The organism is Allobosea sp. (assembly GCF_035944895.1).
Taxonomy (GTDB): Bacteria; Pseudomonadota; Alphaproteobacteria; order Rhizobiales; family Beijerinckiaceae; genus Allobosea.
This window is the reverse complement of the sequence record NZ_DASZAT010000016.1, coordinates 245858-256589: the sequence shown is the minus strand read 5'-3', so window position 1 is coordinate 256589 and position 10732 is coordinate 245858. Positions and strand designations below refer to the sequence as shown.

Below are 10732 nucleotides of genomic sequence, written 5' to 3'. Positions count from 1 at the left end.
GGTCGGCGCCGATGTCTCGATCGAGGAGGCCTATGAGCACGCCAAGCAGACCGGCCTCGGCCTGCTCGCGGCGATGAAGAAGGCGGCCGGCTCGCTCGACAAGATCGAGGTGGTGAAGCTGCTCGGCATGGTCAACGCCGCCCCCGATTTCGCCCAGCATCCCAAGGTCATCAATGGCTGCTCGGACCTGTTTGTCGCCGTGCTCGGCGACAATGGCCGCCACGCCCGCTCCGCCGTCGGCATGGGCTCGCTGCCCAACAACATGACGGTCGAGATCGAAGTCATCGTCCGGGTGCTGCCATGACCGCGCTCGCAGAGGAAATCGCCCGCGTCTACGGCACGCCGGCTGTCGTCATCGACCTCGACAAGGTCGAGGCCAACATCGCCCGGCTCCAGGCCGCCTGTGACGTCGCTGGCGTCGCCAACCGCCCGCACATCAAGACGCATAAATCGCCCGAGCTGGCGCGCATGCAGGTCGCGGCCGGCGCGCGCGGCATCACCTGCCAGAAGCTCGGCGAAGCCGAGGTCATGGCCGATGGCGGCATCGACGACATCCTGATCAGCTACAATATTTTGGGCGAAGAGAAGCTCGGGCGCCTTGGCGCGCTGCAGCGACGCGTCCGGATGATCGTCGCGGCCGACAATCCCGTGACGATCGCCGGCCTGCCCAAGGCCGCCGAGATCGCCGGACGCAATCTCGAGGTCGTCGTCGAATGCGATACCGGCCGCAAGCGCGCCGGCGTCGAGACCCCCGGCGAAGCCGTCGAACTCGCCAGGCAGATCGCGGCGTCGAAGGGCCTGACCTTCGCCGGCTTCCTGATGTACCCGCCGGAAACCGGTTGGCCGGCGACGCAGGACTTCCTCGACATCGCCAATGCCGGCCTGCGCGAGGCAGGGCTGGAAGCCGGCATCGTCTCGACCGGCGGCTCGCCCAACATCCCCAATATCGGCAAGCTCAAGGGCTCGACCGAGCATCGCTCGGGCACCTCAATCTTCAACGACCGCATGCAGATCGCAGCCGGGGTCGCGAGCCTGGAGGACTGCGCGCTGACCGTCTACGCAACGGTCGTCAGCCGTGCGGGCCCGGAGCGTGGCATCCTCGACTCCGGCTCGAAGACGCTAACCAGCGACAAGGGCGGGCTCGACGGCCACGGCTACATCCTCGAATACCCGCTGGCCAGGATCGCGCAATTCGCCGAGGAGCACGGCTTCCTCGATCTGTCGGGCAGCAATGAGCGCCCGAACGTAGGCGAGGTCGTGCGGGTGGTCCCGAACCATGTCTGCGTCGTCGTCAACATGGTCGACCGGCTGGTGACCGTGCGTGGCGACAAGCTGATCGGCGAATTGCCGGTGGCGGCGCGGGGCAAGCTGACCTGACCAACTCTCGTTTGGGAACAACGCCGTCATGCTCGCCCTTGTGGCGAGCATCCACGTCTTGAACACCGCGTTCGCCAAAGGAAGACGTGGATGGTCGGGACAAGCCCGACCATGACGGAAAGGGGAGCCCTTACCCCTTCCCGCGTTCCTCCAGGAACGCCACCAGGTCCCGCCGAACCAGCTCGATATGATCGACGAGCAGGCGGCTCGCCTCCTTCATCGCCCCGGTGCGGCAGAGCCGGATCAATTCATTATGCTCGGTCCGCGCCCGCTCGATCGAGGAGCTGCGCTGCAATTGCAGCCTTGTGTAGCGGTCGCTCGTCTGCAGCAGCCCCGCGACGATCGACAGCGTGCGCGGTTGCGTCGCCCGGGCATAGAGCGCCATGTGGAAATCGGCGTTGAGCAGCCCCCAGCGGCTGATGTCGCGCGCCGTCATCGCCTCCTCGAACGCAGCCTCCATCCCGGCGACGGCGGCGAAATCCTCCGCCGTCAGCACCGGCACCGAGCTCGCCAGCAGCCGGGGCTCCAGCAGCTTCCTCAACTCGAAGACGTCATTGATCTCGTCCAGCGAGAGGCCTGAGACGATCGCGCCCTTATGCGGCACGATCCGGACGAAGCCTTCCGCCTCGAGCTGGAACAGCGCCTCGCGCACCGGGATGCGGCTGACCTCATAGGCCTGCGCCAGCGCGTCCTGCCGCAATTGCGAGCCGGCCGGGTAGCTGCCGTCGAGGATCTCCTGGCGGAGCCGGTCGACGATCGCCGAGGCGAGGGTACGGTGCTTCAGGGGAGGGGACATTGGTTGCACCGTAGTGGATCGCGTCGCGGAAAACCATTGACACGTAGATTTTATACAATCTACAACGCGGCAAGGGGAAGGCAAGAATGAACGAAGATGCTGTCGCGGCGAGAAGCCGCTCCATGGCGGTGCCGGAGGCGATCGTCGCCGTGTCCGGGCGCCTGCTCCGGGTCGAGCACCGCGCCATCCAGGCGCTGATGTTCCTGCTCTCGGCGTTGATCCTGCTCAACGTCGTCACGCGCTACACTGGCTATCCGATCTATTGGATCGACGAATCCGCGGTCTACAGCGTCGTCTGGCTCACCTTCATCGGCGCTTCCGCGATGACGCGCATGCGGCTTGATTTCGCGGTGACCATGCTGACCGAGCGCTTCTCGGAGCGCGGCGCGGCGATCTTCCGGGTGATCGCGACGCTTGGCGTCGTGCTGTTCGGCATCAGCCTCGGCGTGATGTGCTGGCTCTGGCTCGATCCTGTCGGCATCGCCCAGGCCGGCTTCGACGCCAAGGAATTCGCCGCCGGGTCCTTCAATTTCATCTACACCGAGCGGACCCAGACGCTGAACTGGCCGACCTGGGTGATCTACCTGATTATGCCGATTTTCGCGCTGTCGATGACGCTGCATGCCCTGGCGAACCTGTTCGAGGATCTCGGCCTCGTCGCGAAGCAGGAGCTGCCGGGCTTCGCCGCCAATGCCGACGGGGTGGTGAACTGACATGGCACTGACGATTGGAGCCTTCTTCGGCATCATGCTGGCCGGCGTGCCGATCGCGCTGTGCCTGTGTCTCGGCGCCCTCATCTACATGGCGGCGACCGGCAACATGCAGCTGCTGCCGAACTATCCGCTGCAGATGTTCGGCGGCGTCGACAGCTACGGGCTGATCGCCATTCCGCTCTTCATCCTGATCGGCGAGATCATGAATGGCGGCGGCATCACCCGCCGCATCGTCGATCTCGCCATGGCCTTTGTCGGCTCGCTCAAGGGCGGCCTGGCCTATGTCAACATCCTCGCCAACATGTTCGTCGCCTCGATCCTGGGGTCGGCGACCGCCCAGGTCGCGATCATGGCGCAGGTCATGGTCCCCGAGATGGAGCGCAAGGGCTACGACAAGGACTTCGCCGCCGGCCTCACCGCCTATGGCGGCATGCTCGGCCCGATCATCCCGCCCTCGGTGATGTTCGTCGTCTACGCCGTGCTGGCCCAGGTCTCGGTCAGCGACATGCTGATGTCCGGCATCGTGCCGGGCGTGCTCCTGACCGTCCTGTTCTTCCTGATCATCGCCGGCATGGGCTTCGTCTACAATTACCCGGCCGGCGACAAGCTGACCCTGCGCGAGCGCGCCAGGATCGTGCTGAGCTCGGCCCCGACCCTGCTGATCCCGATCGTCATCGTCGGCTCGATCCTCGGCGGCTTCGCCAATGCGACGGAGGCGGCGGCGGTCGGCTCGGTCGCGGCGCTGCTGATCGGCCGCTATTGGACGAAGCAGCTCAGCTTCGGGCAGTTGCCGCAGATGATGCTGCGCGCCGGCGTCTATTCGGCGATCGTGCTCTTCCTCGTCGCCGCCGCCGCGGTGTTCTCCTGGGTGCTGGTCTACGGCAAGGTCCCGCAGACGGTTGCGGCTTCGATCCAGTCGATCGCCAAGGATCCGGTGACCTTCATGCTGCTGGTCAACGTCATCCTGCTGGTGATCGGCACGGTGATCGACGGCATCCCCGGCCTGATCATGACGGTGCCGATCCTGCTGCCGATCGCGACCGAGGTCTACAGCATCGATCCCCGCCATTTCGGCGTGGTCGTGGTGATCAACCTCGTGCTCGGCCTGCTCTCGCCGCCGGTGGGCCTCTGCTTCTTCGTCGCCGCCGCGGTGACAGGGGCCAAGCCCGGCAAGATGTTCCTGGTGACGCTGCCCTTCTTCATCATCTCCTGCGTCCTCCTGGTCCTGCTCTCGATCTACCCATGGCTCTCGCTGGCCCTGGTGAAGTGAACCCATCTGCCAACCAATAAGGGGAGTTCCGTCATGACGATTTCACGCCGCCACCTGCTCGCCGCCGCCGCGACCCTGCCGATCGCCAAGCCGGCGCTGCTGCTCGCCCAGAGCAAGGATCTGCGCCTGGGCATCCTGACCCCGAACGGCCATCCCTGGAACGTCGCGGCCGTCAAGGTCGGCGAACGGTTGAAGGCCGAGACCAACGGCCGGCTGAACCTGACGGTCTTCCATTCCGGCCAGCTCGGCAACGAGGCGGCGATGCTGCAGCAGATGCAGTCTGGCGCGCTCGACATGGGCTGGATCATGGCCGCCGAGCTCGGCTCGCGCGTCCCGGCGATCGGCGCGATCACCGCGCCCTATATCGTCGACTCCACCGCCAAGATCGCCAAGCTGGTGCGCGATCCTGTCGCGATGAAGCTGTTCGACGTGCTGCCGCGCGAGACCGGCTGCATCGGCATGGCCTGGGGCATCACCGGCATGCGCGCCGTCTTCGCCGCCAAGGAGATCGACGGCATCGCCGGCATCAAGGGCATGAAGCTGCGCATCAACCCGACCCCGGTCTATCGCGACTTCTACCAGCTGCTCGGCGCCGCCCCGACGCCGATCCCGACGCCGCAGGTCTTCGACGCCATGACCAATGGCCAGGTCGACGGGCTCGAGGCCGATCTCGAATTCTCCTGGAACCAGCGCTTCGACAAGGTCTCGAAGACCATCCTGCAGATGAACGCGATCTTCATGCCGGTGATCGCGCTCGCCTCGGGCCGCGTCTGGCAGGGCATGCCTGCCGCCGACCGCGAGCTGATCCAGAAGACGGTCCGCGCCGCGCTCGACGAGCAGATCGATGCGCTCGCCGTCAACGAGCCCAAGCTGGTCGAGCAGTTCAAGGCGGCCGGCGCCAACTTCAAGCTCGCCAACCCGAAGGACGCCGAGGCCGTCATCGCCGAGTTCGACAAGATCTGGCTGCCCAAGGCACCGGTGCTGGCCGATCTGCGCAAGGCCGGCAAGGCGATCACGGCCTGATTTTTTAGGCTACCATCCCGGCTGCGGGCGCTCCGCCCGCAGCCGCATTTCCTCCCGTGAGCGGACCCCTGCCATGACCAAGAACATCTTCAGCGGTACCATCCCCGCTTTGATGAGCCCCTGCACCGCCTCGGGCGACGTCGACTACGCCGAGCTGGTGCGCACCGGCCGCCATCTGATCGACGCCGGCATGTCGGCGGTGGTCTATTGCGGCTCGATGGGCGACTGGCCGCTGCTCACCGACGAGCAGCGCATGGAAGGCGTCGAGGCCCTGGTGAAGGGCGGCATCCCGCTCATCGTCGGCACCGGCGCGCAGAACCCCAAGCGCGCCGCCGCGCTCGCCGCCCATGCCAAGAAGGCCGGCGCGCAGGGCCTGATGGTCATCCCGCGCGTGCTCTCGCGCGGCTCCTCGCTCCAGGCGCAGCGCGCCCATTTCGAGGGCATCCTGGAAGCGGCGGTCGACCTGCCGTCGGTGATCTACAACAGCCCCTATTATGGCTACGAGACCAAGGCCGACCTGTTCTTCGCGCTCAATGCGCGCTTCCCGCATCTCGTCGGCTTCAAGGAGTTCGGCGGCGGCGCGGCGCTGACCTATGCGGCCGAGCACATCACCAACCGCGATCCCAAGCTGACCCTGATGGTCGGCGTCGATACGCAGGTCACGCACGGCTTCATCCGCTGCGGCGCCGGCGGCGCGATCACCGGCATCGGCAACGCCCTGCCCAAGGAGGTGCTGCACCTCGTGGCGCTCTCGCAGAAGGCCGCCGCGGGTGATCCGCAGGCCGAGCGCGATGCGCTCGAGCTGGAGCGGGCGCTCTATGTGCTGTCGTCCTTCGACGAGGGCGTCGACCTCGTGCTCTACTACAAGCATCTGATGGTGCTGGAGGGCCACAAGGCCTATGAGCGCCACTTCAACGAGGCCGACAGGCTCTCCGACGCCCAGCGCAACTATGTCGAGACCGAATGGCGCCGCTTCAAGAGCTGGTACGCCAAATGGGCGGCCGAGGGCCGCGCTGCCAAGGCGGCGTGAGATCAGCCGTCATTCTCGGGCGGTGCGCAGCGCCGACCCGAGAATCTCATCACGAGAAGGCGCCGACTGGAGCCTCCTGCGGCCCGAGATGCTCGGGTCGAGCCCGAGCATGACGATCGGCTGGGCCGATCGTCACTCCGGATGCCGCGCATTCCACGCCGCGGCATACTCCGCACAGAGCCGGTCGAGCTCGTCCCGGTCTGTGACGCCGGCAGGCCGCGCCCGCGAAGGCGAGGCCTGCTGGAACGGCACGGAACGTTGATGCGCCACCCGCCAGATCCGGCGTAGCTCGACGAGCGGCTCGGCATGGTCGTCAACCCTGATATCGAAGCTCGGCACCGGCTCGCTGGCCCAGATCCGGATGGCGCAGGATTGCCGGCCGCGCTTGTCGCCGCCGGCCTTCTCGCCGGCTTCGAGCGCCACCAGCAAGCGCTCGTCGAAGTCGAGCGCTGAATTCTCGACATAGGCCTTGAGCGTCTCCTGGACGACCTCCGGCCCGGCCAGCATGTTGCCGGCGACCGAGACCTGCGGCCCGTTCACCGCCCCGCACCAGTCGATGCAGGCATTGCCGGTATAGGACGCCGTGCGGCCGTCGCGATCGATCAGATGCAATTGCCGATGCGCCCTGCCTTCGTCCGCAGAGGTCAGATTGGCGATGATCTCGACCGAGGATCGCCCTTCCTGCAGCAGCCGGAGGCCATCGACGCCGTAGAGCGGGTTGACGAAGGCCTGCGTCGCGATCGCGCCGACCCGGCCGCAGCCATAGGGCACGCGCGCGCCGACGGCGAAGGCGCAGGTCGAGACGGCGACGCCATAGGCGCCGGTCGCGGCATCGCGCGCGACGATGGACCATGTCATAGGCGGTTCCTCAGCGGCCGGCGGCGTAGGCCTGCATCAGACGCGGCGTCGCGGCAGCGCGCAAGAGCCCGTCGGCACTCTTCTCGGCTGCGGTCAGACGCCCCACGGTCCAGGCCGGTGCCTTCTCCAGCTTGTGGCCGCGCCGGGTGAGCTCGGCCAGGACGGCCTCGCCGACGCTCTCCTCGACGGTGAGGTGGCCCGGCCGCGCCTCGCGCGGATAGAAGGTCGAGGGGAAGTGCTGGGTGTGGAACAGCGGCAGGTCGATCGCCTCCTGCAGGTTGAGGCCGTGATGCACCCGGCGCAGGAACATGCCGAGCTGCCATTGCTCCTGCTGGTCGCCGCCCGGCGTGCCGAAGGCGAGGCGCGGCTCTCCGTTTTCGAAGGCGAGGGTCGGGGTCAGCGTCGTGCGCGGGCGCTTGCCGGGCGCGAGCGAGGAGGGCAGGCCCTCTTCGAGGAAGAAGGCCTGGGCGCGCGAGTTCAGCGGGAAGCCGAGCTCCGGGATCACCGGCGAGGATTGCAGCCAGCCGCCCGATGGCGTCGCGGCGACCATGTTGCCCCAGCGATCGATCACATCGATATGCACGGTGTCGCCGCGCCGCGAGGAGCTGACCATCGAAGCCAAGGTCGGCTCGCCGACGGTCGCGCCGCCCTTGGCGCCGTGTTGTCCGGCGATCCGGATATTGGCGAGCGCCTGCGCGACCTGGGCTTCGAAGCCGGGAACCGCACCGGGGCGGATCTCCAGCGAAGCCTCAGAGCCGATCAGTTCGCGCCGGCCACGGGCATAGTCTTCGGACAAAAGCGTCGCCAGCGGCACCTTCACGAAATCCGGGTCGCCGTAATAGGCCTCGCGATCGGCGAAGGCGAGCTTCATCGCCTCGGCGACATGGTGGATGAATTCGGGGCTCGCCGGGCCCATCGCCGAGAGGTCGAAGCCTTCGAGGATCTTCAGCGTCTGCAGGAAGACCGGACCCTGGCCCCAGGGGCCGATCTTGAACACCTCCCAGTCATGGTAGGTCACGCTCGCCGGCGCCTCGTAATGCGGCGTCCAGCCGGCCATGTCCTGCGCCGTGAGCAGGCCCTTGTGCCGGCGGCCGGTCGAATCCATCGGCGCTTCCGTCCGGCAGAAGGCGTCCATCGCCTCGGCGACGAAGCCCTTGTACCAACAGTCATAGGCGGCCTGGATCTGCTTCTGGCGATCGCTGCCGGAGGCCTCCGCCTCGGCCAGGATACGCTTGTAGGTGTTGGCGGCGGCCGGATTGCGGAAGAGTTCGCGGCCCTTGGGGACATTGCCGCCGGGCAGGTAGACGGCGCCCGAGGTCGGCCATTCCCGGGTGAAGAGGTCGCTCAGCCCCGCGATCGTATCGGAGACGCGCGGCAGCATCGGATGGCCGTTCTCGAAATAGCCGATCGCCGGCTCCAGCACCTCGCGCAAAGGCAGGCGGCCATGGTCGCGCAGCATCATCATCCAGCCGCCGAAGGCGCCGGGGATCACGGTCGAGAGCAGGCCGTCGCCTGGGATGATGTCGATGCCGAGGTCCTTATAGGCCTTGATCGTCGCGGCGGCCGGCGCCGGGCCCTGGGCGCAGAGCACTTCGACCTTCTTGGTCTCGGCCGAATAGAACACCGCCGGCATGTCGCCGGCCGGGCCGACCAGGTGCGGCTCGACCACCTGCAGCACGAAGGCGGCGGCGGCGCAGGCGTCGAAGGCGTTGCCGCCCTTCTCCAGCATCGCCATGCCCGACGCGGTCGCGAGCCAATGCGTCGAGGTGACGACGCCGAAGGTGCCGAGGATCTCGGGGCGGGTGGTGAACATGGTCGTTTCCTTAGGCAGTAAGGTCAGGATTCTTTGGGATCGAGCGCGTCGCGCAGGCCGTCGCCGAGCAGGTTGAAGCCGAGGACCGCCAGGAAAATGGCGACACCGGGCGCCACCGACATCCACGGCGCCTGCTCCATGAAGTTCTTGGCGACGTTGAGCATCTGGCCCCAGGACGGGGAAGGCGGCTGCTGGCCGAGGCCGAGGAAGGAGAGGGCGGCTTCGAGCACGATCGCCTGCGCCATGAACAGCGTCGACTGCACGATGATCGGCGAGAGTGTGTTCGGCGCGACATGGCGGAACAGGATGTAGAGCTTGCCGCCGCCAATGGCGCGGGCGCCGTCGACGAACTCCTCGTTCTTGATCGCCAGCACTTGGCCGCGCACGAGCCGGATCAGGATCGGCGCGAAGGAAAGCCCGATCGCGATCATCGCATTGGTCAGTGACGGGCCGAGCACGGCGGCGAGCGCGATCGCCAGGATCAGGAAGGGGCAGGCGAGCAGCGCCTCGGTGACGCGCGAGATCACCACGTCGACCCAGCCGCCATACCAGCCGGCGATCAGGCCGATCGGCACCCCGACCGCGAGTGCGATCGCGACCGAGATGATGCCGGCGAGCAGCGAGGCCTGCGCCCCGAAGACGAGCCGCGAGACCTGGTCGCGGCCGAGCTCGTCGGTGCCGAACCAGTAGAGCTCGGAGGGCGGCTTGCGGATGGCGAGGAAGTTCGACTTCAAGGGGTCGGCGAGCGGCAGCAGCGGCGCCAGCAGCGCCATGGCGACGAAGGCGAGCACGATCACGCCGCCGATCCGGGCCGAGCGGCTGCGCAGCAGCTTGCGCAGCGAGCCGCGGCCCTGGAGGTTTGCGCCGGTGGCGCGAATGGTCATGGCGCCCATCAGCCGTCCCTTAGGCGCGGGTTGACGAGGATGTAGAGAACATCCGCGAGGAGGTTCATGACGATGAAGCCGATCGCGGTGCAGAGCACCACGCCCTGGACGACGCCATAGTCGCGGTTGAAGACGGCATCGACGATCAGCTTGCCGAAGCCGGGGATGGTGAAGACCTGCTCGGTCAGCACCGCGCCGGCGAGCAGTTCGCCGAACAGGATCGTCGAGAGCGTGATGATCGGCACCAGCGCATTGCGCAGCGCGTGCCGGTTGATCACCGCATCCTCGGCGAGGCCTTTGGCGCGTGCGGTCCGGACATAGTCGGATTGCAGCACTTCGAGCATGGCCGAGCGGGTATGGCGCATCAGCGATGCCGCGAGCCCACCGCCAAGGACGAAAGCCGGCATGATCATCCGCTCGATCGCGGCGCGCGGATCGCTGAAGATCGATTCGAACCCTGAGGCCGGCAGCCAGCGCAGTTCGACCGAGACCAGCAGGATCAGCATGATCCCGAGCCAGAAATGCGGGACCGACAGGCCGAACAGCGCGACTGCACTGGCGGAATAGTCGGCGAGCGTGTCCTTGCGCCTGGCAGCGATGATGCCGGCGGGGATGCCGATGCCGACCGCGACCAGCATCGAGGCCACGGCGAGTTGGAAGGTGACGCCGAGCTTCTGGATGATCAGCCCGAGCACCGGCTCACCGGTCCGCAACGAGCGGCCGAAATCGCCCTGGATCACTTGGCCGAGCCAGGCGAAGAACTGCACCACGATCGGATCGTCCAGCCGGTAGATCTGGCGCAGGCGCGCGATCACCTCGGGGTCGCGTTCCTCGCCGGCGATGACGAGGAACGGATCGCCCGGCAGCGCCCTCTGCAGGGCGAAGACGAACAGCGACACCAGGAACAGCGTCGGGATCGCGATCAGGAGGCGCCGGCCGATCAGGGCGAGCATGGCTGCCGGGCGCCT

General features: G+C 67.2%; 11 protein-coding genes. 6 read left to right on the top strand and 5 right to left on the bottom strand.

All coding sequences use genetic code 11. From position 1 onward, the window contains the following. Both VGV58_RS28275 and VGV58_RS28270 read left to right on the top strand, forming a co-directional pair. The coding region (locus VGV58_RS28275; RefSeq protein WP_326877396.1) for a RidA family protein at positions 1-304 on the top strand (304 nt) is incomplete at its 5' end. Beyond that, positions 301-1377, top strand: coding sequence for an alanine racemase (locus tag VGV58_RS28270; protein WP_326877395.1), 1077 nt, complete (start codon positions 301-303; stop codon positions 1375-1377). The genes VGV58_RS28275 and VGV58_RS28270, both read left to right, overlap by 4 nt. A 130-nt stretch (positions 1378-1507) precedes the next feature. Here VGV58_RS28270 and VGV58_RS28265 read toward each other — a convergent pair whose 3' ends face one another. Next, entirely contained in the window at positions 1508-2173 is a 666-nt protein-coding gene (locus tag VGV58_RS28265; RefSeq protein ID WP_326877394.1) for a GntR family transcriptional regulator, read from the bottom strand. 86 nt (positions 2174-2259) lie between these two features. Here VGV58_RS28265 and VGV58_RS28260 point away from each other — a divergent pair, with 86 nt between their 5' ends. The 4 genes from VGV58_RS28260 (at position 2260) to VGV58_RS28245 (ending at position 6209) form a co-directional block, all read left to right on the top strand. Further along, positions 2260-2886: a TRAP transporter small permease gene (locus VGV58_RS28260; RefSeq protein ID WP_326877393.1), complete on the top strand. Its 627-nt coding sequence runs from the start codon at positions 2260-2262 to the stop codon at positions 2884-2886. 1 nt (position 2887) lies between these two features. Further along, on the top strand, positions 2888-4156 hold the full coding sequence (locus VGV58_RS28255) for a TRAP transporter large permease (RefSeq protein ID WP_326877392.1): 1269 nt from the start codon (positions 2888-2890) through the stop codon (positions 4154-4156). Positions 4157-4189: 33 nt separating this feature from the next. Continuing rightward, positions 4190-5179 carry a TRAP transporter substrate-binding protein gene (locus VGV58_RS28250; protein WP_326877391.1) on the top strand — a complete coding sequence of 330 codons (990 nt, stop codon included), beginning with the start codon at positions 4190-4192 and terminating at the stop codon, positions 5177-5179. 73 nt (positions 5180-5252) lie between these two features. Beyond that, the gene (locus VGV58_RS28245) at positions 5253-6209 is read left to right on the top strand and encodes a dihydrodipicolinate synthase family protein (RefSeq protein ID WP_326877390.1); all 957 of its coding nucleotides are present in this window, start codon (positions 5253-5255) and stop codon (positions 6207-6209) included. A 132-nt stretch (positions 6210-6341) separates the two neighbouring features. On the opposite strand, the gene VGV58_RS28240 is transcribed toward VGV58_RS28245, so the two are convergent. From VGV58_RS28240 to VGV58_RS28225, 4 genes are read right to left on the bottom strand one after another with little or no spacing between them, the layout of a single operon-like run. Further along, the gene (locus VGV58_RS28240; protein WP_326877389.1) at positions 6342-7067 is read right to left on the bottom strand and encodes a DUF1028 domain-containing protein; all 726 of its coding nucleotides are present in this window, start codon (positions 7065-7067) and stop codon (positions 6342-6344) included. Between the two features lie 10 nt (positions 7068-7077). Beyond that, positions 7078-8880: a gamma-glutamyltransferase family protein gene (locus tag VGV58_RS28235; RefSeq protein WP_326877388.1), complete on the bottom strand. Its 1803-nt coding sequence runs from the start codon at positions 8878-8880 to the stop codon at positions 7078-7080. A 23-nt stretch (positions 8881-8903) separates the two neighbouring features. Continuing rightward, entirely contained in the window at positions 8904-9773 is an 870-nt protein-coding gene (locus tag VGV58_RS28230) for an ABC transporter permease (RefSeq protein ID WP_326877387.1), read from the bottom strand. Further along, a complete protein-coding gene (locus VGV58_RS28225) occupies positions 9773-10717 on the bottom strand; it encodes an ABC transporter permease (protein ID WP_326877386.1) in 945 nt (314 codons plus the stop codon). Before VGV58_RS28225 ends, VGV58_RS28230 begins: the two co-directional genes overlap by 1 nt. Positions 10718-10732 lie beyond the last annotated feature (15 nt).

What these genes read in the sequence shown, in the direction of transcription:
- VGV58_RS28245 (WP_326877390.1), top strand. Translation starts at nt 5,253, where the DNA reads ATGACCAAGAACATCTTCAGCGGTACCATCCCCGCTTTGATGAGCCCC.
- VGV58_RS28230 (WP_326877387.1), bottom strand. Translation starts at nt 9,773, where the DNA reads ATGGGCGCCATGACCATTCGCGCCACCGGCGCAAACCTCCAGGGCCGC.
- VGV58_RS28255 (WP_326877392.1), top strand. Translation starts at nt 2,888, where the DNA reads ATGGCACTGACGATTGGAGCCTTCTTCGGCATCATGCTGGCCGGCGTG.
- VGV58_RS28250 (WP_326877391.1), top strand. Translation starts at nt 4,190, where the DNA reads ATGACGATTTCACGCCGCCACCTGCTCGCCGCCGCCGCGACCCTGCCG.
- VGV58_RS28240 (WP_326877389.1), bottom strand. Translation starts at nt 7,067, where the DNA reads ATGACATGGTCCATCGTCGCGCGCGATGCCGCGACCGGCGCCTATGGC.
- VGV58_RS28270 (WP_326877395.1), top strand. Translation starts at nt 301, where the DNA reads ATGACCGCGCTCGCAGAGGAAATCGCCCGCGTCTACGGCACGCCGGCT.
- VGV58_RS28260 (WP_326877393.1), top strand. Translation starts at nt 2,260, where the DNA reads ATGAACGAAGATGCTGTCGCGGCGAGAAGCCGCTCCATGGCGGTGCCG.
- VGV58_RS28225 (WP_326877386.1), bottom strand. Translation starts at nt 10,717, where the DNA reads ATGCTCGCCCTGATCGGCCGGCGCCTCCTGATCGCGATCCCGACGCTG.
- VGV58_RS28235 (WP_326877388.1), bottom strand. Translation starts at nt 8,880, where the DNA reads ATGTTCACCACCCGCCCCGAGATCCTCGGCACCTTCGGCGTCGTCACC.
- VGV58_RS28265 (WP_326877394.1), bottom strand. Translation starts at nt 2,173, where the DNA reads ATGTCCCCTCCCCTGAAGCACCGTACCCTCGCCTCGGCGATCGTCGAC.